General features: G+C 64.4%; 20 protein-coding genes. 9 read left to right on the forward strand and 11 right to left on the reverse strand.

Translation table 11 applies throughout. The features are described from left to right. From FJT57_RS14425 to FJT57_RS14440, 4 genes are all read left to right on the forward strand, one after another. On the forward strand, positions 1-469 hold a 469-nt coding region (locus tag FJT57_RS14425; RefSeq protein WP_203229198.1), incomplete at its 5' end, for an amidohydrolase family protein. Positions 470-475: 6 nt separating this feature from the next. Continuing rightward, the gene (locus tag FJT57_RS14430; protein ID WP_144906434.1) at positions 476-2,035 is read left to right on the forward strand and encodes a class I adenylate-forming enzyme family protein; all 1,560 of its coding nucleotides are present in this window, start codon (positions 476-478) and stop codon (positions 2,033-2,035) included. A gap of 336 nt (positions 2,036-2,371) precedes the next feature. Further along, positions 2,372-2,818 (forward strand): universal stress protein, encoded by a 447-nt coding sequence (locus FJT57_RS14435; RefSeq protein WP_144906436.1) that lies wholly within the window; start codon positions 2,372-2,374, stop codon positions 2,816-2,818. Between the two features lie 9 nt (positions 2,819-2,827). Next, positions 2,828-4,009 carry an RNA 3'-terminal phosphate cyclase gene (locus FJT57_RS14440; protein ID WP_144906438.1) on the forward strand — a complete coding sequence of 394 codons (1,182 nt, stop codon included), beginning with the start codon at positions 2,828-2,830 and terminating at the stop codon, positions 4,007-4,009. 28 nt (positions 4,010-4,037) lie between these two features. Here FJT57_RS14440 and FJT57_RS14445 read toward each other — a convergent pair whose 3' ends face one another. Next, on the reverse strand, positions 4,038-5,867 hold the full coding sequence (locus FJT57_RS14445) for a ribosome biogenesis/translation initiation ATPase RLI (RefSeq protein WP_144906440.1): 1,830 nt from the start codon (positions 5,865-5,867) through the stop codon (positions 4,038-4,040). Between the two features lie 3 nt (positions 5,868-5,870). Further along, a complete protein-coding gene (locus tag FJT57_RS14450) occupies positions 5,871-6,185 on the reverse strand; it encodes an EMC6-like membrane protein (protein WP_144906442.1) in 315 nt (104 codons plus the stop codon). Positions 6,186-6,452: 267 nt separating this feature from the next. Here FJT57_RS14450 and FJT57_RS14455 point away from each other — a divergent pair, with 267 nt between their 5' ends. Further along, positions 6,453-7,043: a 50S ribosomal protein L15e gene (locus FJT57_RS14455; RefSeq protein ID WP_144906445.1), complete on the forward strand. Its 591-nt coding sequence runs from the start codon at positions 6,453-6,455 to the stop codon at positions 7,041-7,043. A gap of 296 nt (positions 7,044-7,339) precedes the next feature. Here FJT57_RS14455 and FJT57_RS14460 read toward each other — a convergent pair whose 3' ends face one another. From FJT57_RS14460 to FJT57_RS14475, 4 genes are all read right to left on the reverse strand, one after another. Next, on the reverse strand, positions 7,340-7,714 hold the full coding sequence (locus tag FJT57_RS14460; RefSeq protein ID WP_144906446.1) for a rhodanese-like domain-containing protein: 375 nt from the start codon (positions 7,712-7,714) through the stop codon (positions 7,340-7,342). 120 nt (positions 7,715-7,834) lie between these two features. Further along, a complete protein-coding gene (locus FJT57_RS14465; RefSeq protein ID WP_144906552.1) occupies positions 7,835-8,329 on the reverse strand; it encodes a DUF7384 family protein in 495 nt (164 codons plus the stop codon). 361 nt (positions 8,330-8,690) lie between these two features. Further along, entirely contained in the window at positions 8,691-9,311 is a 621-nt protein-coding gene (locus tag FJT57_RS14470; RefSeq protein WP_144906449.1) for a DsrE/DsrF/DrsH-like family protein, read from the reverse strand. Positions 9,312-9,314: 3 nt separating this feature from the next. Then, entirely contained in the window at positions 9,315-9,560 is a 246-nt protein-coding gene (locus tag FJT57_RS14475) for a sulfurtransferase TusA family protein (RefSeq protein ID WP_144906451.1), read from the reverse strand. Between the two features lie 289 nt (positions 9,561-9,849). Between FJT57_RS14475 and FJT57_RS14480 the strand changes: the two genes are divergently transcribed. Genes FJT57_RS14480 through FJT57_RS14490 form a run of 3 tightly spaced genes read left to right on the forward strand, consistent with a single transcriptional unit; the run spans position 9,850 to position 12,029 of the window. Next, the gene (locus tag FJT57_RS14480; RefSeq protein ID WP_144906453.1) at positions 9,850-11,043 is read left to right on the forward strand and encodes an MBL fold metallo-hydrolase; all 1,194 of its coding nucleotides are present in this window, start codon (positions 9,850-9,852) and stop codon (positions 11,041-11,043) included. A gap of 8 nt (positions 11,044-11,051) precedes the next feature. Next, complete coding sequence (locus FJT57_RS14485; RefSeq protein WP_144906454.1) at positions 11,052-11,609, forward strand: YeeE/YedE family protein; 558 nt, start codon at positions 11,052-11,054, stop codon at positions 11,607-11,609. Then, entirely contained in the window at positions 11,610-12,029 is a 420-nt protein-coding gene (locus FJT57_RS14490; protein ID WP_144906456.1) for a DUF6691 family protein, read from the forward strand. A 366-nt stretch (positions 12,030-12,395) separates the two neighbouring features. Here the strand turns inward: FJT57_RS14490 and FJT57_RS14495 are convergent, their stop codons facing one another. The 4 genes from FJT57_RS14495 to FJT57_RS14510 all read right to left on the reverse strand — a co-directional run bounded on the left by FJT57_RS14495 (position 12,396) and on the right by FJT57_RS14510 (position 17,558). Further along, positions 12,396-13,082 carry a potassium channel family protein gene (locus FJT57_RS14495; protein WP_144906458.1) on the reverse strand — a complete coding sequence of 229 codons (687 nt, stop codon included), beginning with the start codon at positions 13,080-13,082 and terminating at the stop codon, positions 12,396-12,398. A 106-nt stretch (positions 13,083-13,188) separates the two neighbouring features. Next, positions 13,189-15,957 carry a DNA mismatch repair protein MutS gene (gene mutS / locus FJT57_RS14500; RefSeq protein ID WP_144906459.1) on the reverse strand — a complete coding sequence of 923 codons (2,769 nt, stop codon included), beginning with the start codon at positions 15,955-15,957 and terminating at the stop codon, positions 13,189-13,191. 325 nt (positions 15,958-16,282) lie between these two features. Then, positions 16,283-17,095 carry an SAMP-activating enzyme E1 gene (ubaA, locus tag FJT57_RS14505; RefSeq protein WP_144906462.1) on the reverse strand — a complete coding sequence of 271 codons (813 nt, stop codon included), beginning with the start codon at positions 17,093-17,095 and terminating at the stop codon, positions 16,283-16,285. A gap of 169 nt (positions 17,096-17,264) precedes the next feature. After that, positions 17,265-17,558 carry a MarR family transcriptional regulator gene (locus FJT57_RS14510; RefSeq protein WP_144906464.1) on the reverse strand — a complete coding sequence of 98 codons (294 nt, stop codon included), beginning with the start codon at positions 17,556-17,558 and terminating at the stop codon, positions 17,265-17,267. A 210-nt stretch (positions 17,559-17,768) separates the two neighbouring features. Between FJT57_RS14510 and FJT57_RS14515 the strand changes: the two genes are divergently transcribed. Beyond that, on the forward strand, positions 17,769-18,182 hold the full coding sequence (locus tag FJT57_RS14515) for a Rieske (2Fe-2S) protein (protein WP_144906466.1): 414 nt from the start codon (positions 17,769-17,771) through the stop codon (positions 18,180-18,182). 60 nt (positions 18,183-18,242) lie between these two features. Here the strand turns inward: FJT57_RS14515 and leuS are convergent, their stop codons facing one another. Continuing rightward, positions 18,243-21,170, reverse strand: a complete 2,928-nt coding sequence (gene leuS / locus FJT57_RS14520) for a leucine--tRNA ligase (protein WP_144906468.1) — start codon at positions 21,168-21,170, stop codon at positions 18,243-18,245. Positions 21,171-21,412 lie beyond the last annotated feature (242 nt).

Genomic DNA, 21,412 nt, shown 5'->3' on the forward strand with positions numbered 1-21,412 from the left:
GCAGCTGAAAGCGGAGTATCCCGAAGTTCCGATCATCTTCGATCACGGCGGGATGCAGGCCGGATGGCAGGAGGACTATGTGGATAAGTGTTGTCAGGTGGCGGCCTCCTTCGACGACGTCTACCTCGAAATCGGCCTCTACTGGAAGGAGCTGATGAAGAAACCGCTGAACGATCCCAACATCGCCATCGATCAGCTCCTCTGGGGAACTGACTGGGGCGCGTCGATGGTCGAACACAGCCAACCGAACGAGGACCCGCCGTTCTACTGGGAGCAGATTTCCGAGCGCGGGCTTCCGGCCCACCAACCCGACTACTGGGGATCGAGCCTCCGACAGTTGTTCGACTTCGCGATGGAGCGAGACCTGCCGCAGGAGGAACTGAACTTGATCCTCGGCGGTAACGCCGTCCGCCTGTTCGACATCGAAGTGGAGGACGACCGGATGTTCCAGCAGTACATCGACGTCTGATCACCGATGCCTACGACCGCACACGGAGAACTTCCCTCGCTCAGGGAGCTATCCGAGATCGCCGCGGAGAATAATCCACACGGCGAGGCGTTCGCGGACGGAGTGAACGGCGCGAGCGTCTCCTGGAGCGAGTTTGATGCGGCCAGTACCCGTGCTGCGAACGCCCTTCGAACCCACGTCGGGCCTGGAGACCGCGTGGTGTTTCTGTGTGAGGCGTCCGTCGATCACGTCACGGTCTGGAACGGGGCGCTGAAAGCCGGGTGCGTCGTCTCGAACCTCCACGTGCGTTCGTCGCCGGAGACGATGCGCTACTGTATCGACAAACTGCGACCACGGGTGCTCGTGGTCGACGAAGCGTTCTCTTCGTTCTTCGAGGAACGGGTTCGAGACGGGCTCACGACGACGCTCGATGCCGTCGTCACGATCGGGGAGCCGCAGGCCCGATACGAGAAGTCTCTCGATTCGTTTTCCGAGGGGCAGTCGACGACCAAACCAGACGTTCCAACGAGCGAAGACGACGTCGTCGCCGTCATCTGGACCTCCGGCACCACGGGTCGGCCGAAGGGATGGTGTCTCACGAGTCGCGCCGCCATCGTCCGCGGTGTGAAACTGATGGGCGCGCTGAACATCAGTCGGACGACGCGGCGGGTGCAAGTACTCTCTCCGTCGTTTGCGGCGTGGTTCACGGGCACGGTTCCGTCGATGCTGACGAACTCGGCGACCTGCTTCCTTCGCGAGTGGGATCCGGAGACGTACCTCCGGGCGATCGACGAGCGCGAACAGACGATGGCGACGCTCGTGCCGACGATGTGGCGCGAGGTGTTGGACACGGAGAGTTTCGAATCCTACGACCTCGGGTCGCTCGAACGGATCACGGCGGCGGGCGAGCGTCTCGATCCGACGACGCTCGAACGCCTCCAAGAACAGGTCTGCGAGCGCGTCTACAACGCGTACGCGGCGACGGAAGTGATGGCGACCTCGATATCCGCGAAAGAGATGGACACCGCGCGTATCGGAAGCGTCGGCAAACCAGCGATCGGAACCCGCGTTCGCGTCATCGAGGAGGGCGGCGCTCCCGCGGACGAAAAGCCGCCCGGTGAGGCCGGCGAGATCATCGTCGCGGCTCCCGATACGCCGGTCTGGGCGTGGGAAGACACCGAACGGACCGAGACCACGTTTCGAGACGGCTGGTGGTATTCGGGCGATCTGGGATACACGGACGAGGAGGGCTTTCTCTTCTTGGAGGGTCGTCGCGACTTTATGATCCTCTCGAAGGGGATCAAGGTCTATCCGGTCCCGATCGAAGAGCGACTGAACGCTCATCCCCGCGTCACCGAAGCCGCGGTTATCGGCGTGGAAGACGAGGAGTACGGCGAGCGGGTGACCGCCGTCGTCCATCGATCGAACCCGAACCTGACGGCCGACGACCTCGACGAGTGGTGTCTGGAGAGCGACTCGCTGGCGCGCTTCGAGCGTCCCCGAGCGTACTCCTTCGTCGACGGGCCGCTCCCGAGAACGGCGACGAACAAACTCGATAGAAACGGTGTTTCGTCTCTCGTCGAATAGTTCTGTAATACTGTTCTTTCTATAGTCTTGTCAACATATTTGATTTAATCTGTCGAAGTCCTCTTCATAACTAAAACAAAATTAGCCTCTCTCTCCGTTGTATTTACTATTCATATGGCAATTTCAACCTCTCTGATTTAGGAATAGTGTGAAACTTTTACGCAATCGTCTACGTTCTGTTTATAATCATATTTCAAATACATATATAGAACTTATTATATTTCAATTCGCATATACCTGCATTCCCGTTCATCTGTCGGGAGATCAGTACCAGCCGCCACGGTGACAGATCTGACACAAACTACTAAGCAGTCGCTGAACCAACACTATAGAACGATGCAGTACCTTGTCGCCGTCGACGGCTCGGAATCCAGCACCGACGCGCTCGCGTACGCGCTCGAACTCCTCTCTCACGCCGGGGGATCGCTGACCGTCGCGTACGCAGTCGAACCACGAGTGCTCGTCGAGGGAGGCGGGGAAGCGGCGACGAGCGCCGAGGCCGGAAAACGAATTTACACCGAGGATCTCCAAATCGCCGAAGAACGCGGCAAGGATGTTCTTGACGACGCCCGCACCCGCGCCGAGAAGGCTGGTGTCGCGGTCGAGACGATACTCCTCTACGGTGACCCCGTTGACAGCATCACCGAATACGCCGACAGCGAGGGCGTCGACGGGATCATCGTCGGACACCGCGGACTCTCCAATCGAGTCGAAGGGATGGTCGGAAGCGTCGCGAAGGGGCTCGTCGGGCACGCGACAGTGCCGGTGACCGTGGTGAAGTAGGTCGTCGCAGTGCTCGAACTCGACGGCAGTGACGGCGGCGGACAGGTAGTCAGAACGGCGCTCTCGCTCGCGGCGCTCGATTCCCGTCCGTTTCGGATGGAGAACGTTCGCGGGAATCGGGCGGCTTCCGGCTTGAAGCGCCAACACCTCGCGTGCGTCGACCTCCTCGCCGAGCTCGTCGACGCCGAGGTGTCGGGAGCCGAAGTCGGTTCCGAGACGCTCACGTTCGAACCGGGCGACTCGGCACCGGTTGGAGCAAGCCGATCGGTTCCGGTCGAACCGGACCGCTCGAACAGCGATATTGCCATCGGCGAGGCGTCCAACCCCGCCGATGTCGAGGTCGATCTCGGCATCGACATCGGGATCGACGTCGGTACGGCCGGGAGCGTCACGCTCGTCGCCGACGTGCTCCTGCCGCTCGCGACGCGGATCCCGACACCGCTTCGGGCGACCCTCGGCGGCGGGACCGACGTGAAGTGGTCCCCGCCGACCGACTATCTCCGATCCGTCAAGCTCCCACTGCTACGCGAGCGCGGTCTCGACGCGGCGGTTACGGTGAACCGCCGGGGATTCTATCCGACGGGCGGGGGAACGCTCGCCGTCGATATCTCTCCTTCCGCTCTCGCACCGATCGAACTCGGATCGAGACGCGACGGGATGCGCGACACGACCGAGTGGAACTGGTCGATTTACGCCGTCGCCTCGGAAGCGCTCGAAGATGCCTCGGTCGCCGATCGGCTCGCCGAGTCGGCCGCGGCGTCGCTCTTCGAGGAGAGAGTCGCTGGCGATGCCGAAACCCACGTCGCGTATGTCGATTCCGCCTCTCCCGGTGCGGTCGTGACCCTCGTCGCCGACGGGAGAGGTTCAGCGGCTCGCCAAGGCGATGCCCAGCGCGCGCGGCCGCGAGCGGGCTTCAGCGCGGTCGGCGAACGCGGCGTCCCCTCCGAAGAAGTGGCAGCCGAGGCCGTCGCGGCGGCCGTCGACTGGGCCGAGACCGACGCGCCGGTCGACGCTCATCTCGGCGATCAACTCGTCCTCTGGCTCGCGCTCGTCGGCGGGCGCGTGAGAATTCCGCGCGTCACGGACCATGTCCGGACGAACGTCGAGGTCGTTCGTGCATTCGGCTACGACGTGTCGATCACGCAGGAATCTGACGGGTCGGAAGCGACGTTGTCGGCGCCGTCGGGGTGAAAACAGTCGAAGCGCGATCCGACAGCGCTCAGGGCGCGTAGTAGTACTCGCCCTGGTTCTTCTGCTTGCGGTCGAGTTGGGAGTCCGGTTTGTTGATCCGCGGTCGCTGGGTCCGCTCGTCGCGGCGGAACGTGATATCGAGGTCCGCGAGGAAGTCATTCATCCCCGCGCGCATCTCCTGCGGCGTCGATGCGTGCCCGTATTTGGACGGTTCGCCGTCGAACACCATGAGCCGGTCGGCCAGCAGATCGATCATATAGATGTCGTGGTCGATCACGAGCACCGTCTCGTCGTGGTTCTCGGCGTAGCGGCGGATCGCGGTGGTCGCCTGCACCCGCTGTTCGACGTCGAGGTGCGCCGACGGCTCGTCCATCACGTACAGGTCGGCGTCCTCGGAGAGGCACGCCGCGATGGCGACGCGCTGGCGCTCCCCGCCGGAGAGGTCGTCGAGGTTCCGCTCCATAATTCGATCGAGTTGGAGCGGATTCGCCACCTCCGTCTTCCAGTAGGAGGTGCCGAAGTCGTCCGTAATGGACGAGAGGAACGAGTCGACGCGCATCGGCTGGTCGATCTCGATGTACTGCGGCTTATACGAGATGTCGAGCCGGAAGTCCAGTTCGCCCTCGTCGGGTTCGAGCGCGCCCGTGAACAGCTTCGCGAGCGTGGACTTCCCGATCCCGTTGGGACCGACGACGCCCAGCACTTCCGACTCGTAGATCGTTCCCGAGTCGACCTCCAGAGAGAACTCCCCGTCCCCGTAGGACTTCGCGAGTTCGGGATACTCGACGAGCGGCTTCGACTTCGACGTCTCGCGCGGGGCGTGCTGGTGGAACTCGATCTCCCCGGGGCGAATCCGCATATTCTCGTTGGAGAGATACCCCGTGAGGTACTCGTTGATGCCGTTTCGGACCGATTTGGGATCGGTGATGACGCCGAACGCGCCGGGTTCACCGTAGGCGACGTGCAGCGAATCGGCGAGCAGGTCCAAGATCGCGAGATCGTGCTCGACGACGAGTACTGCGCGGTCTTCGTCCTCAGCGAGTTCGCGGATGAGGCGGGCGGCGGTGACGCGCTGGCCGATGTCCAGATACGGCGAGACCTCGTCGAGGAAGTAGAAGTCGCGGTCCCGAGCGAGCGTGGCCGCGAGCGCGACGCGCTGGAGTTCGCCGCCGGAGAGCGTGTCGAGCGGCTGGTCGACGACCGGGCGGATTCCCAGCCGGTCGATGTAGTCGTCGAGGGCGCCTCGCTCGTCGGTCGACTGCAGGAGTTCGTTCGTGGTCCCGTCGAACTGCTTGGGGATCTGATCGACGTACTGGGGCTTGCGCGCGATGGTGACGTCGCCCTCGCGCACCCGTTCGATGTACGTCTGTAACTCTGTGCCGCGGAAGCGGTCGAGAACGGTCTCCCACGAGGGTTCGTCGCCGTACGCGCCGAGGTTGGGGACCATCTCGCCCGCCAGCGCGCGAACGGCAGTCGTCTTCCCGATCCCGTTCGGCCCGAGGATGCCCGTCACGGTACCCGATTCCGGAACCGGAAGCCCGTAAAGGGCGAAGGCGTTTTCCCCGTAGCGGTGGACGGGGTCGTCTTCGAGCTCCGTCGGGAGGTTGATGATCTCGATGGCGTCGAAAGGACACTTCTCGACGCAGATACCGCAAGTCTCGCCGAGGCAGACTTCCTCCGAGATTCGAATCTGGTCGGGGCCGCCGTCGTAGGGTTCGTCCTCCTCGTAGTACTCCCCGCGCGTGACGATACACTCCTTCCCGGTTCGGTTCGGCGGACAGTAGTTCGCACACTCGTAACTACAGCGGTCGGGTTGACACCGATCTAAGTCGACGACGGCGATGCTGTCGTCCGCCATCGCTTAGAGGGTGACCCCTTCCGTCAGCAGGACGCCGAACGTGATGAACCACAACGTGACCGTCATAAACGCCACGTAGAGGTAGTCCTTTGCGCCGAAGTCGGAGACGTCGATGCCGATGACGCGCAGAATCGGGAACTGCGCGATGACGAGCGCGACGACGTATAGAAGCGTCTGCTGGCTCGCCGCGGCCGCGACGCTGGTCCCGACGAACCTGGCCGACGCCAGCGCGGCAACGACGCCAGCGAGACAGGCGAGCGTGGTGACCGTGACTCCCCGCATGTGATCGGAGAGTCCGCTCTGCGTTTCCGTAGCCATACCTACGACTCCGACACCCGGCGTCAAAAGCCGTTCGTTCCCGCGTTGCTTCGAGACGGGGTCGATTGATGGTCGGTCGATGGTCGGTCAATGGGATATCATTGGTCGATCGATGGGCGATCGTATTCGAAGTCGTTAAGAGTGCCACGAGGAAAGATTCGGCAACTCGCTGGTCGGACGGGACGCCAGCGGGCACCCGAGGAATCGGGACGAAATGTGGGTCGGCGTCGAACGTCGCCCGAATCGAAAGCGCCCGTGGTGAAACCAATGGCACGAAGCTTCTACTCACACATCAAGGAAGCGTGGAAACAGCCCGGCGACGGTAAGCTCGCCGAGCTGCAGTGGCAGCGAAAACAGGACTGGCGTCAACAGGGTGCGATCGTCCGCGTCGACCGACCGACGCGCCTCGACAAGGCCCGCGAACTCGGCTACAAGGCCAAGCAGGGCATCGTCGTCGTGCGCGTCGCGGTCCGCAAGGGCGGTGCTCGAAAGCAGCGCCACAAAGCCGGTCGTCGCTCGAAGCGACAGGGCGTCAACCGGATCGGCCGCCGTAAGAGCATCCAGCGCATCGCCGAGGAGCGCGCGTCGCGGAAGCACCCGAACCTCCGCACGCTCGCGTCCTACTGGGTCGGCGAAGACGGCTCCCAGAAGTGGCACGAAGTGATCCTCGTCGACCCCGAGCACGGGGCCATCAAGAGCGACGACGATCTCAACTGGATCTGCAGCGACAACCACAAGGGCCGCGCCTTCCGCGGCCTGACGAACGCCGGTCGCTCCAACCGCGGCCTCCAGAACCGCGGCAAGGGATCGGAGCACGCCCGCCCGAGCCTCGGCTCGGACCGGCGCCGCGGTAACTGACGCGACGGTACGCTCGCGTCGAGACACCGCGATCCCGCGCTCGTTTTCAGTCCGCGGGAACCGCGTTCACACTTTTTGTTATCACCGCTCGGACTCGCGAGTATGGACGAAGAAGCCTGTCCAAAGTGTCGATCGACCGATTTCGAATCCGAGGACAGCGGGCCGAACGTGTGCCAAAACTGCGGCCTTCGCTGGCAGGGGTAACACCGGCCAACCGATCTCGAATACCGAAGATCGAAGGCCGAGCTCCGAATACCGGAGGGCCTCCGCAGTCCGCTCAGAGGTCGGTTTTCCGGTCAGAATGGTGGATGTGAGTCCTCGTTGTCGCCAGTCGCTGTACCCGTACCCGTCGATTCGGCGTGCCCGTCCGCGACAGGGCCGCTCCACGCCTCAAACCCGCCGCGTAGACTCGATAGCTCCGCATCGAGATGGTTCCCGAGAATCCTGGCGACCCGCTTCGAGCTCTTACCGACGTAGCAGGAAACGATGATCTCGTCGGCCTCCGCCCACGGGGAGTCAAGTGCGGCCGGAGACAGTCGCTGCGGCGGAACGTTCACCGCGCCCTCGATGTGTCCGGCGGCGTACGACGACGGATCGCGGATGTCGACGACTGCGACGTCCTCATCGTCGAGGCGCGCCCGTAACTCGGCGGGCGTCGTTTCTGATACCATACCTCCCTCTCCGTTCGAACGGGGAAACGGGCTTCGATTGTATTCCACGAGATCCACACGCGTGCATTACTGCCTCGAAAGCCGCACCAGCACTTCGTTCGGAGTTGTCCGCCCGCATCCTCAGGCGCGCGGGTCGCGGTCGGGGCCCGGATACGTTCCGGCTTCGACCTCCCGATACAGGCTTTCGGCGTCGAACAGCATCGCGAACGCCCGCGGCTCCCGGGCGCTCACGGAGAGGCGGCTGCCGAGTTCCGCGCCCGCCCTCGCCGAGAGGAGCCGGTCGTCGAACGAGAGGACGTGCATCGCGCCGCCCCGGTAGGCGGTCGCGAGTGCGGGGTGGTCCCCGGAGGGATGATCGACCGACTCACACCACGCCGAGACGCGCTCGCGCCACGCCGACGCGAGGTGGGTGTCGGCCAGTTCCGTGATTACCGCCTCGGCGTCCGAGAGCAGCGCGTCGCTCGCGAGCAGCGTCGTCCACGAGTGTTTCCGGAGGTGGTCCAGTGCCCGCCGGGCGTCCCCGTCGACGAGGAGATCGGCGGCGAGCACGTCGGCGTCGGCGACGACGCGGGTCGGACTGGATTCGAGCGGCGGCGTCGATGACTCGCCATCGATCGATTCGGAGTTGGATTCCGGTTCGGATTCGGAGTTGGATGGTGATTCCGGTTCGGGCTCATTGTCCGTCGCGGCGGCCGTTTCGCCGCCCGCCGACGTGGCTCGGACGTCGGCGAGCGTCTCCAGAATCTCCGCGTCGTCGACGCCCGACTCGGCCGCCTGTTCGAAGAGCGCGCTCCAAGACTGCATACCTACCCGTGCGGCCGCACGGTCAAGAAGTTCGTTGTCGCGCACCCTCTTCGGGCGGTTGTCGTGTGGTCTTCCCGAACGGTTATCCCGCGATTCGCTCGAAAACGTGTCGGCGACTCGCTCTGAACGATCGTGAATTCTCGATCAACGATTTCGGAGAAAATGCCGTCGTTCAAACGAGCAGTTGGATGTCGGAGTCGGCCATGTCTTGAATCGCCGTAGCGGCTCCGACGCCCGTCGTCACGCCGTCGTAGAAATCGTCCTCGTCGTATCCCATCAGATCGATGGTCATCTGACACGCCTGGAACTCCACGCCCATCTCCAAGGAGGTCTCGATGAGTTCCTCGATCGTGGCCGTGTCGTTGCTGTCGATCTTCTTTTCCATCATCGAGGTGGTGACGCGGTCCATCCCCGGCAACGCGCCGACGACGTTCGGAACCGGCATATTGGGGTTGCCGACGGAGCTGAGTTTGAGGTTCTTCGAGCGCTCCTCGTGGAGGATGTCCAACCCCCAAAAAGTGTGGAACACGGTCACGTCGTAACCGAACGCGGCCGCGGTACTGGCGAGGATGAGCGGCGGATACGCCATATCGAGCGTACCCTTCGTCGCCACGATAGACATCTTCTTCCCGCTCTCTGCGGCCGATACCTCTGCGAGGGCGCTTTCGAGCTCTTCGACACGTGCGGCGAGTTCGGCGCGCGAGGGGACTTCGTCGGGATCCGACGCACCATCTCGGGACGCCTCCTCGGCTCGCGAGCCGTCGGCTGCCGTGTCCGATGTATCCGTGCTCATCGGTTACTCCGTCTTACGGACGTAGTGCTTGTACACGTCGTCGCCTTCGATCTGTTCCAGCATCTCCACCCCGTCGGTGCCGGTCGCCCAGCCGTCGAGATCGCTCATACTTCCCGGGTCGGTCGCGAGCACTTCGAGGACCTCTCCCGCCGAGAGATCGTCGATGGCACCCTTGGTCTTGACGACCGGCATCGGGCACGATGCGCCTTTCACGTCGAGCGTCTCCGCGATGTCGAATTTCACACTCATTGGATATCTGCTCCGTGCTTCGTATTGGAGCTAACGCACAATATTATACCGACGATTAAAAGAATATCGATTCTTGTGCCGATTGCGAACAACTGAGGTGTGCGATCTGCCTAAACAAATCGAGCAGACATACTAGAACGGCGTTGAACGGCTGAATTGGCCGATATTTGGCTAATACTTCGTGTTCTGTCGACATATTGAGCGATCACGAGCTCCTGTATATTGTGTATATTTTGAACTACTATACAAACATTTTTGTGCTGCCATCCAGTACGAGGGAATGTACGAGATGAACCCAGAAGATTTCCCGACACCAGAAGCGGACGTCGAAACCGTCTCACCCGACGCACTGAAAGAACGCATCGACGCTGGCGAGGACGTCACGCTCCTCGACGCGCGGATGCAGTCCGACTACGACGAGTGGCACATCGACGGCGACACCGTCACGTCGATCAACGTTCCGTACTACGAGTTCTTAGACGAGGAGATCGATGACGAGGTCCTCGACGCCGTTCCGGACGATCGCGAGGTGACCGTCCTCTGTGCGAAGGGCGGGGCCAGCGAGTTCGTCGCCGGGGCGCTCAAAGCCCGCGGCTACGACGTCAACCACCTCGAGAACGGAATGAACGGCTGGGCGAGCATCTACGAGCGCGTCGAAGTCTCGAACTACGACGGGCCGGGGGCCCTGTATCAGTACCAGCGCCCCTCCTCGGGCTGTCTCGGCTACCTGCTCGTCGAGGGCGACGAGGCCGCGGTCGTCGATCCGCTGCGCGCGTTTACCGACCGCTACCTCGACGATGTCGCGGAACTCGGTGCGGAGCTCACGTACGCGTTCGACACGCACGTCCACGCCGACCACATCTCCGGCGTTCGAGAACTTCACGCCGAGGGTGTCGAAGGCGTCATTCCCGCTCCCGCGGTCGACCGCGGCATAACGTACGCGGAGGAGCTGACAACCGCCGAAGACGGCGACACCTTCGCGGTCGGCGACGCGACGGTCGAAGCGGTCTACACGCCCGGTCACACGACGGGGATGACCTCCTACCTGCTCGGCGAGCGCCTGCTCGCGACCGGGGACGGCCTCTTCATCGAGAGCGTTGCGCGTCCCGATCTCGAAGAGGGCGACGACGGCGCACCGGCGGCCGCGCGGACGCTCTACCACTCGCTGCAAGAGCGCGTCCTCGCGCTTCCCGAGGACACGCTCGTCGGCGGCGCACACTTCAGTGACGCCGCGGAACCCGCCGGAGACGGAACGTATACGGCCACTGTCGGCCAACTCGAATCACAGATGCCCGCACTCACGATGACCAAAGACGAGTTCGTCGAGCTGATCCTCTCGGATATGCCGCCCCGACCGGCCAACTACGAGGAGATCATCGCGACGAACCTCGGGCAGAACGCCGTCGACGACGACGAGGCGTTCTCCCTCGAACTCGGACCCAACAACTGCGCCGCCAGCCAAGAATCGCTCGCGGGTGACTGAACAGACCGATGGTGACTGATCCACTCTCGCTGCAACTGGCCGCCGACCTGTTCCCAAACGGGATCAGTCGATACGCCGTCGGCGGCCTGCTAGTCGGTCTCGGGGTGGCCGTGATCTACCTCGGCACGGGCATCAGCGCCGGTGCGAGCACGTTCCTCGAATCGACGCTGTCGTACGTCTCCGAGAAGTCCCGGTTCCAGCGGTACGTCTCCTCGCGGGACTGGCGGATCGTATTCACGCTCGGAATCGTCCTCGGGGCGGCTATATTCGCCGCGACGTTCCAGTCCGGCGTAGTTTCAAGTTCGCTGTATCAGCCGGGAACGACGGGGCAGCTCTACGAGGTCGGCGGCGTGACCCTGTGGACGACGGACGTCCAACCGTGGCGGCTGCTCGTCGGCGGCGTCTTCGTCGGCATCGGAACCCGAGTCGGAAAGGGCTGTACGTCCGGCCACGGCGTCTGTGGCGTCGGATCGGCGTCGAAGACGTCGATCATCGGCGTCCTCACGTTCCTCGCGGTCGCCATCGTCACCGCACAGCTCGTCGCGGCGCTGGGGGTGAGCCCATAGATGGCCGAACGCCATCCCCTCTTCATGCCGTTGGTGCTCGTCGGCGGCCTGATCTTCGGGTTCGGCCTCGGATTCAGTCATATGGCGCGCCCGGACGTCGTATTGGACTTCCTCCAGTTCGAGGATTTCGGCTTGGTGTTCGTGATGTTCGGCGGCTCCGCACTCGTGGGCGTGACGTACTTCCTCGCGCCGCGGCTCCTCGGTCGCGCCCTCCTGACCGGCGACACGTTCGATCGCCGCCTGAAGTCCTTCGATCGGAACGTGCTGATCGGCGGCGGGATCTTCGGCGTCGGCTGGGGACTGTCCGGGATCTGCCCGGGTGCGGCCTACGCCAGTCTCGGCGTCGGCAACGTCACGATCCTGTGGGCGATTGCCGGGATGTTCGCCGGTGCCTACCTCCAAGGGTATTGGCGGAGCTGACGAGTCAGCCTCCCGTCTGACACGGTTTTAAGTGCGATACACAAGAGCAAACGACTGGGCGCGCACTGATACGGACGGTTACACCGTCCTTCGACGGCCATCAGTTCCCATCCTCCCACCGCGCGCCCCACACGCGGACGTTGCATCCCGGTACACGGCGTCGTCGCCCCCGCGACGACACATCCGACGGCGCTCGGACGCGCCGTCAGATTCCGCTGTCTTACTGTCTCCGTTTAATTGCGTTACTCCCTGTCTCCGTTTAATTGCGTTACTCCCCGACCGTTCGGTTCCGTCGCCTCCCAACGTTCGACATCCTCCAACGTTCGTCCTCGCCTCCCAGCCGTCGCTTTTCCGGTTGTGAGTCTTTCACCCTTGTGAGACAGGTGGTTCTTCCGACGCATCGCCGAGCAGTGCGGTCTTCACCCGATCGAGGGCGTCGTTTTCGACGACGAGCGCGAGTTGATCGCCCGACTCCACGATGGTTCCGGGCAGCGGGATCGTCATCGGTTCTCGCTTCCGCCCGTGCGCGTAGATCCGCCCCATCCCTTCGAGGTCGATATCGTTCACCTTCCGTCCGACAACCGGCGACCCCTCGGGGATGGTGACGGTCGTGAGACGCAGTTGTTCGGTCAGTTCGCCGATCGCGTTGAAGCTTCCGCCCAAGAGCGCGGTCTTCGCGCCCGCCGCGCCGAGTCGCTCGGGGTAGATCACCTCGTCGACGTCCGCCTCGTACCGCTCGTAGATCTCCTCTCGGTAGTCCTCACTGATCCGCATCGCCACGCGGCAGCCGTACTGTTTGCCGATCATACACGCCGCGAAGTTCACGTTCGGATCGCCGGTGAGACCGCCGAGTGCGATCGCGTTCTCGACGCCCGCGCGCTTCAGTACCGACTCGTTGCTGCCGTCCCCTTCGACGACCTCGAACCCCGCCTTCCGGGCGCGTTCGACCTTATCCGGGTTGTTCTCTACCACCACGACCGGATAGCCCTCCTCGTGGAGAACCCGGGCCGTGCGCGCTCCAACCCGCCCGTATCCGACGATGATGAACGTCATATGTCAACACAACACGCCCTGAGTACAAAAACGTGGACCCGTATTCGACCGACCGTCGACCGCGCCCGTTACTCGTCGTCCGCCGATTGGTTGTCGACCACGCTCTTCACTCGTCGTCCGCCAACCGCCCGTCGAGCCGCTTTTGCCACTCCTGTACGGTCGCCATCACCTCGATCGGCGACGTTCCGTTCAGATCTAAGTCTTCCAACTCGGCTGCGATCGAGTCGAGTTCCGGTGCTGTCGCGTCGCCACCGGTTGGTTCGGCGTCGGCCGCGGTATCCGTGGCGTTCTGATCATCGCCCGCTGTCGACCGCGATACGGATTCTGTCGTCGACGCCGATGCGTCCCCGCCTCGCCCGCCGTCGGCCGCGCTCTCGGCGTTCGTCTCCACGAACTGTCCGTCCGAGAGGTCGAACACCGCCTGCACCGGTTCGTCGCTCCCGCCGCCGCTCCCGCGGGCTTCGATCGCTTCGTCCGCACGGAGGCGGGCGAGGACGTCGTCCGCGCGTGAGACGACCGGATCGGGGACGCCCGCCAACTCCGCGACGTGGACGCCGTAGGAGCGGTCGGTCGGCCCCGCTTCGATCGTCCGCAGGAACGTCACCCCGCTCCCCCCGCCGTCGACGGCCACGTGGACGTTCGCGACGCGGTCGAGATGCTCCGCCAAGGACGTGAGTTCGTGGTAGTGCGTCGCGAAGAGCGTCTTCGCGCGCACCTCGTTGTGCAGGTACTCCGTGGCGGCCCACGCGATCGAGATGCCGTCGTACGTCGCGGTGCCGCGGCCCACTTCGTCGAGGATCACGAGCGAGTCGGCGGAGGCCGAATGCAGGATGTTCGAGAGCTCCTGCATCTCGACCATAAAGGTCGAACGGCCCTGCGCGAGCTCGTCGAGTGCGCCGACACGCGTGTAGATGCCGTCGACGACGCCGATCGTCGCCGCGCGGGCCGGGACGAAGCTGCCGACCTGCGCGAGCAGCGTGATGAGCGCGACCTGCCGCATATACGTCGACTTGCCGCTCATGTTCGGACCCGTGACCAGCAGGAACTCACGGTCCTCGTCCATCTGTAGATCGTTCGGCACGAAATCGGTCGTCTGCTCGACGACCGGATGCCGTCCGGCGTCGATATCGAGCGGTCCGGGCGCGGTCAGTTCGGGCCGGACCCAGTTGTTTCCCGCCGCGTGCGTCGCCAGCGATGCCAACGCGTCTATTTCGGCGAGCGCGCGGCCGACGTCCTGCAGGAGCGCCGCGTGCTCGGCGATCCGGTCTCGGAGATCGCAGAAGAGGCCGTACTCTAGGTCGCCGCGGGCCTCCTCTAAGCGGAGAATGTCCCGTTCGCGCGCCTCCAGTTCGTCGGTGACGAACCGCTTCGAGTTCTTCAGCGTCTTGATCTCTCGGTAGTGCTCGGGCACGTCGTCGGCGACGGACTTTCCCACCTGAATGTAGTGGCCGTCCGTCTTGTTCCGATCGACCGTGACGTGACTCAGCCCGTGCTGGCGCTTCTCGCGCTCGGCCAGCGTGTCGATCCACTCCTGCGCCTCGGTATGACGCTCCAGCAGATCGTCCAGTTCGTCGTCGTAGCCGCGGCGGAACAGGCCACCCTGCCGCACCGTCTTCGGCGGATCGTCGGCGAGCGCCGATTCGAGTTCCTCGCGCACGCGGCCCGCCGTCTCCCGGTCCGGACGCCCCACGACGTCAGCGAGCGGCGAGTCCGCGAGCGGGGATCCTTCGATGGCGTCGGCCACCCCCGGAAGGATTTTGAGGGTGTCGCGGACGGCTAGCAAGTCCCGAGCGTCCGCGCGCCCGGAGGTCGCCCGCGCGGCCAGCCGTTCGAGGTCGTAGCCGCCGTCGAGCACGTCTCGAACGCGCTCGCGGATCAGCGCGGCTGACGCGAACGCCTCGACGCAGTCGAGGCGCCGGTCCAGTTCCCGCCGGTCGCGCCGCGGGCGCGTCACCCACTCGCGGAGGAGTCGAGCGCCCGGGCTCGTGACGGTGTGATCGATCGTGTCGACGAGCGTTCCCGATTTCCCGCCCTGCATCGTCTCGGTGAGTTCGAGGTTGCGCTGGGTCGTCGCGTCCAGTTCGAGGTGATCACTCGTCTCGAAGGTCTGCAACCGCGTCATCGACGGCAACACGCCCGCGCCGGTCTCCTCGACGTAGCGGAGCGCGGCGCCCGCGGCCCGGTGTGCCGGTTCGTCGTCGAGGCCGACGCTTTCGAGCGTCTCGCGGCCGAACTGGTTTCTGAGGGCGTGCTTCGCCCGACCGGGGGCGAACGCGTCGGCCTCGAACAGCGACACCGACGCGTCGGTCTCCTCCCGGAGCCGTCGGACGAAGGTGTCGTCGTCGCGGACGTCCGGTCCGGGAAGAATCTCGACCGGACTGAAGCGGTACAGCTCCGAGAGCGCGTCGTCGACATCTCTCGCGACGGTCACGAGGAACTGTCCGGTCGTCGCGTCGACGAACGCCAGGCCGACGCCGTCGGCTCCGCTCGTCCCCGATCCCGTACCGACCACGACGGCGATGTAGCGCGCGTCGGCGTCGTCGGTTTCGAGGAGGGTTCCGGGCGTCACGACGCGCGTCACCTCCCGGTAGTGGTCGCCGCTGTCGTCCGTGAACTGGTCGGCGACCGCGACGCGGTAGCCGCGCTCGACGAGCGCCTTCAGATACGGCGTGAGGTCGTCGACGGGCACGCCAGCCATCGGATACGACGAGCCGTGCGAGGACTTCTGGGAGACCTTCAGATCCAGTTCCGACGCGACCAACTCCGCGTCGTCGGCGAAGAACTCGTAGAAGTCGCCGCACTGCATCGTTAGGATGTCCGCGTCCGTGTCGGACTTCAAAGAGAGAAACTGCTCGACGATTCCCTGCGAGGCCATACGCGCACCAGGGCAGCGGGCGGATAAAACGCTGCGGTCTGTCGACCCCGCGGGTCACCCGACCGACGGTTTATATCCGAAGACGCTGCCAGCACCCCCGTGACGTAACCACTACCTCGCATCGGGCCGCGGTTGCCTGGCACGTCGATGCGGGGGACAATCGGCGACTTCTGGGGTATGTCGCCGACGCGGGTGCCAGCTGTTCGCCATTCTGTCCGGGGAGCAGCCGCGCTCTCGGCCAATCTGACAGGCAACTGCGGCGCTCTCGGCCACCCACCCCGCCACCACGCACTATCAGCCGCGCTAACCGACCACCGCAGCACCGTCAGTCCGCGCCGACAGTACACGCCGCGGTGTACTCTACCCGGTCGATGGAGTCGATCGGATCGTCGCCGCAGATCGGGCAGTCGGGATTCCGCTGATAGGGGACCGTCTCGAAGCTCATCTCCATCGCATCGTAAAAGAGCAGCCGTCCCTTCAACGTCTCACCGGCCCCCAAGAGCAGCTTTACCGCCTCGGTCGCCTGAATACAGCCGACGGTTCCGGGAAGCACGCCCAGCACGCCCGTCGTCGCGCAGTCGGGAACGGTGCCGGGTTCGGGCGCTTCGGGGAACAGACAGCGGTAGCACGGCCCGTCGGGTTCGAGCGTCGTGATCTGTCCCTCGAACTTGTAGATCGCGCCGTGAGCGATCGGGATCTCGTGTAGTCGGCAGAAGTCGTTCAGCAGATAGCGCGTCGGGAAGTTGTCGGAGGCGTCGACGACGACGTCGTAGGAGGGAACGATCTCGTCGACGTTCTCCTTATCGAGACGGGTCTGGTACGTTTCGACGTCGATGTCGGGATTGAGGTTCTCGACGAACGCCGCGGCGCTATCGACCTTGGGTTTCCCGATGTCGCCGTCGCCGTGGATGACCTGCCGCTGGAGGTTGCTCCGCTCGACGACATCGTCGTCGACGACGCCGAGCGTGCCGACTCCCGCGGCCGCGAGGTACTGGATTACCGGCGCGCCGAGCCCGCCCGCGCCGACGACGAGGACGCGGGCGTCAAGGAGCGCCGCCTGTCCCTCGGGGCCGACCTCGTCCATAATGATGTGTCTGGAGTACCGGTCCAACTGCGTCGAATCGAGTGAGAGTGACATACGCGTACTCGGCGCTGGAACAGCATAACTTCTCGTGGAACGTGCCGGTTCGTCTCGGGCCGACTGGCCCCGAGTCAATTGATGCTGTGTCGATTAGCCCCGACACGGTCTCGGCCCCGCGGTTAGCCGACGGCTCCGCTACTCACTCCGTTAGCGACGGCCTCGCTGTTCACTCGGCGCAGCAGGCTTCCGCCTCGTCGGCGTCGCCCTCGGTCGGCGGGGCCTCGGGAGCGTCGTCGGTGAGTTGATAGAGGTTCTGTCTCGCGTCCGCAAAGTAGACGTCTTCGTCGACGACGTCGATCCCTTCGAGCCGTTCGAGCGCGTACCGGACGGTCCGGGCCGAGAGCATCGATTCCTGGACGATGCCCTTCTGGGTCAGCGGCCCGTTATACTCGAGTACCTTGAAAACCAGTTTCGCGCTCGGCGGGAGGTCGTCGAGACTCTCCTGTTCTGCCTCTGCCATCAGTACGAAACCAGCGGTCGAACGGGCATAAACCTTCGCGAGTCGAGGCGACGGCACCGGCCGAATAACGAAACAACAGTGGGTAACAGGTGCGTAACTACCGTCGAGACGATGTCGCGGTCTCGGCGGCGGTGGTGAGTGGCTGCCGCCCGAGTCGGCTTCTCTTTTTCGACGGCACGCTTTTGCGACGCGTCTCCGTACCCTGTCGCGATGCCAGATGGCACGAAGGTAGCGGACGTCGAGGACGTCCCGGCGTCCGGATCGTATCTCTTCACCGCGGCGGACGCGTTCACCAACGAGACCGAGATCATTCTGGTCCGGTGCGAGAGAGAGCCCGGTATCGAAGCCTGGCGCAACTCCTGCACGCACGAGAGCCAGCGGTTCGACCGTGGAGACGGCGCGGCGATCCGGCACGGAGAACTCGTCTGCCCGCGACACGGCTCGATGTTCGACACCTGTTCCGGCGAGTGTGACAACGGACCGGCGGCCGGGACCGAACTTCCCGGGGTGGAGATCACGGTTGAGTCGGGAACCGTGTTCCTGACCGATGAGCACTACACGTTCCTTCGGGAGGGCGGTATCGACGACGACGAACCGGGGTCGACGTCACACCTCTCGCTGTGACGGAGAACCGGCTTCTCGCGGTCGACTGAAATCCCACGACCACGCTGTGACCCCGTTCCGCTACTCGACTTCGAGTTCGATCGCCGGGCGGAAGGGAACGGCCTGCTTCCGCGCCTCGACGTCCTCGCCCTCGCGCTGAACGACGATTTCGGCGTCGAATTCGTCGGCGAGGAACGCCGACGCGCGCTCGTAGGCGTCGCCCTCGTCGATGTCAGCGAGCACCGCGAGTTCGTCGTCGCCGCGACCGCGTGCGAACTCGACAAGTTCGCCGACGAGGTCGTTGACGGCGTTCCCGCGCTCGCGGAGGTCGGGGTTTTGCATCACCTCGCCCATCACCGCACCCTGCTCTGCGCCCACTTCGGCGACCGTCGCGAACACCTCGTGCTTCCACTCGGCGGCGACAGTGATCCGAATGCGGTCGGGGTCGGCCTCCGGAACGTCTTCCTCGGCGTTCTGTAGCGACTGTCGGATGCCCTGGATGTCGTCGACGAGGCGTTCGACCTGCGTCTCGGCAGCCTCGATTTCGCTGTCGAGCAGCGCCGCGTCGACGCGGGGCCACGGCGCGTCCTCCGCAGGCGTGCCGGTCAACTGTTCGTGAAGTTCGTTCGTCAGGAACGGAACGAACGGCGCGAGCAGTCGGAGTCGCGTTTCGAGCACTTCACGGAGCGTCCACCGGGCCGCGGGTCGCGAGAGGTCCGTGCGGCGTCGATACCAACGGAGGTCCTCCTCGAAGTCGTAGAAGGCGGCCTGACTCGCCGTTCGGGTTTCGGAGCCCTCCATCGCGTCGGTGACTTCGGCGACGGTACGCTGCAGTCGAGACAGCAGCCAGCGGTCCGCCGTCGAGAGGTCGGGGCGCTCCTCGGAGCCGGGTTCGTCGATGACGTCCTGCGCTCGATTCCAGAACCGCTCGAGCTGATTCTGGACGGACGCGACCTGCTCTGCGCGCCAGTCGTAGTCCTGCCACGGCTCCGCCGAGTTAAGCAGGAAGAAGCGCACCGTGTCCGCGCCGTACTCCTCGATCGCTTTCCCTGGGAGGACGACATGGCCCTTCGAGGAGGACATCTTCTCGCCCTCCAACAGCCCCATACCCATAATGACGATTCCCTCGGGCCACTGCGCCTCGTCGAAGAGTTCGGCGTGGTGGAACAGGTAGAACGTCAGGTGATTCGAGATGAGGTCGTTCGCGGAGAACCGGTAGGTGACCGGGTACCAATAGAGCCACTCCGCACGGAGTTCCAGCGCGCGCTCGTCGGGGGTGTCGACGGCCTCCGGACCGTAGAAGAGCGCGTCGAAGAACTCGCGGTCGAGGTCCTCCTGTGGGATCTCGTCGAGCCGATGGGCGATCGTGTAGTACGCCATATAGATCGTCGAATCCGACAGCGGCTCGATGACGAAGTCGTCGTCCCACGGCAGGCGGGTACCCAGCCCGTAGTTCCGGATGCACGGCCACTCGTTCAGCCAATCGATCGTGTGGTCGTACTCGCCGCGGGTGTTCTCCGGGATGGCTTCCATCCGGGAGACGACCTCGTGGGCCTTCCGCTTCCAGGCCTCGTCGTTGTAGCGCAGGAACCACGTGTCCTGCTCGGCGACGACGACGTCGCCCCCGCAGCGGCAGACGACCTCCTCTGAGAACTCCCGCATCGTCCCGAACGCGCCCTCCTCGCGGTAGGCGTCGCGGAACCTGCCTCGGACGTCCTCGACGACTTCCCCGGCGAACTCGCCGTACTCGTCGTTTAACCGGCCGCCGTGGAACTCGCTGTTGTACAGCTCTTTCGTGGCTTCTTCGAGCGCGGGGTCGTCGCTGGATTCGATTTCCGCCTCCTCGACGGCCGTCTTCGCCGGGATCTCGCCGTACCCGTCGATCGTGAGAATCGGGATCGGTTCGATTTCCTCGACCTCGACGGGGTCGATCCCGTACTCGCGCATCCGGTCGTCGTCGGCTTTCGCCTCCGCCAGCGCGACGTAGTCGTCCGGCGAGTGCGCCGGGACCGACATCACGACGCCGGTCGCGTTGTCGGCGTCGACGAAGTCCGCGGGAAGGACGAGGACCTCGTCGCCGGTGATCGGGTTCGCCACGCGCTCGCCGACGAGGTGCTCGCCAGCGACGGTACGCTTGGGGACGACCTCGTGGCCCTGCAGTTGGAGCTTTTCGACGGCCGCCGCGGAGACGAACCACTCCTCGCCGTCCACCTCGGCGATCACGTAGTCCGCGTCGGGGTCGATGTAGGCGTTCGTCACGCCGCGAACCGTCTCGGGGCGCAGCGTCGCCATCGGGACGACCGTGTCGCCGTGGCCGAAGCGGACCAGCGTGTACTCTTGGAACTCGGCCTCCTCGCCCTCCAGGAGATCGTGGGTCGTGACCGGCTGTTTCTCGTTCGTGCAGTACTTCACCGGATGAAGGCCCTTCTCCAGAAGGCCGCGGTCGCGGAGCGTCTCGTACTGCCAGGTGATGAACTTCGAGTACCGGTCGTCGTTGGTGGTGAACTCCCGCCGCCAGTCGATCGAGAGCCCGAGGTCCTTCATCCCCTTCTTGTAGTGCTGCTCGATGAAGTGTCGAGCGTAGCCCATCGGCGTTTCGAGGTCCTCGAGGGTGTCCTCGGTGACGTTGTAGGTGTCGCGAAGCACCGAGAGCTGTTCTTCTTCGCCCTTCTTCAGGCGCTCGACCGCGCCGATGATCGGCGTGCCGGTGACGTGCCAGGCGATCGGAAAGAGCACGTTGTCGCCCTGCTGTCGTCGGTACCGGGCGTACACGTCGGGGACGGTGTACGTCCGGGCGTGCCCGATGTGCATCCCGCCGCTGGGGTACGGGTAGGGAACCGTGATGAACGTCGGTTCGTCGCTCTCGGCGTCCCCGGAGTCGCTCGCGGCGTCACCGTCGGCAGCGCCGCCCGCGGCGACCACCTCGGCGTCGGGGTCGGCCTCGTAGCGACCCTCCTCGGCCCACCGCTCGCGCCAGCGCGCTTCGAGTTCCTGCGGGTCGTAGTCCATATCTATGCTCTCAAGACGGGACGGTAAAATATCTCCTAACTTGGGTTGTCGCCGACTGCCTCCGCGTTGGGGTTTGTGCCGGATGATGAGATTGCGTTGGATGCTGATTTCGCGCCGGAATATGAATCTGTGCTGGGTGCCGAAGTTGCGCCGGAGATGAGACTGCGTTTCGTACCGACTCCCTGCACCCGCCCACAACGCGAAAGGACAACGCTAAGGCCGACGCACGGTCGCATTGTGGT

Source organism: Halobellus captivus (assembly GCF_007655485.1).
Taxonomy (GTDB): domain Archaea; phylum Halobacteriota; class Halobacteria; order Halobacteriales; family Haloferacaceae; genus Haloquadratum; species Haloquadratum captivum.

Coding starts and splice junctions, on each gene's coding strand:
- leuS (WP_144906468.1), bottom strand. CDS start 21,170: ATGGACTACGACCCGCAGGAACTCGAAGCGCGCTGGCGCGAGCGGTGG.
- mutS (WP_144906459.1), bottom strand. CDS start 15,957: ATGGCCTCGCAGGGAATCGTCGAGCAGTTTCTCTCTTTGAAGTCCGAC.
- FJT57_RS14490 (WP_144906456.1), top strand. CDS start 11,610: ATGGCCGAACGCCATCCCCTCTTCATGCCGTTGGTGCTCGTCGGCGGC.
- FJT57_RS14430 (WP_144906434.1), top strand. CDS start 476: ATGCCTACGACCGCACACGGAGAACTTCCCTCGCTCAGGGAGCTATCC.
- FJT57_RS14475 (WP_144906451.1), bottom strand. CDS start 9,560: ATGAGTGTGAAATTCGACATCGCGGAGACGCTCGACGTGAAAGGCGCA.
- FJT57_RS14515 (WP_144906466.1), top strand. CDS start 17,769: ATGCCAGATGGCACGAAGGTAGCGGACGTCGAGGACGTCCCGGCGTCC.
- FJT57_RS14460 (WP_144906446.1), bottom strand. CDS start 7,714: ATGGTATCAGAAACGACGCCCGCCGAGTTACGGGCGCGCCTCGACGAT.
- FJT57_RS14485 (WP_144906454.1), top strand. CDS start 11,052: ATGGTGACTGATCCACTCTCGCTGCAACTGGCCGCCGACCTGTTCCCA.
- ubaA (WP_144906462.1), bottom strand. CDS start 17,095: ATGTCACTCTCACTCGATTCGACGCAGTTGGACCGGTACTCCAGACAC.
- FJT57_RS14455 (WP_144906445.1), top strand. CDS start 6,453: ATGGCACGAAGCTTCTACTCACACATCAAGGAAGCGTGGAAACAGCCC.
- FJT57_RS14510 (WP_144906464.1), bottom strand. CDS start 17,558: ATGGCAGAGGCAGAACAGGAGAGTCTCGACGACCTCCCGCCGAGCGCG.
- FJT57_RS14435 (WP_144906436.1), top strand. CDS start 2,372: ATGCAGTACCTTGTCGCCGTCGACGGCTCGGAATCCAGCACCGACGCG.
- FJT57_RS14495 (WP_144906458.1), bottom strand. CDS start 13,082: ATGACGTTCATCATCGTCGGATACGGGCGGGTTGGAGCGCGCACGGCC.
- FJT57_RS14480 (WP_144906453.1), top strand. CDS start 9,850: ATGAACCCAGAAGATTTCCCGACACCAGAAGCGGACGTCGAAACCGTC.
- FJT57_RS14450 (WP_144906442.1), bottom strand. CDS start 6,185: ATGGCTACGGAAACGCAGAGCGGACTCTCCGATCACATGCGGGGAGTC.
- FJT57_RS14470 (WP_144906449.1), bottom strand. CDS start 9,311: ATGAGCACGGATACATCGGACACGGCAGCCGACGGCTCGCGAGCCGAG.
- FJT57_RS14445 (WP_144906440.1), bottom strand. CDS start 5,867: ATGGCGGACGACAGCATCGCCGTCGTCGACTTAGATCGGTGTCAACCC.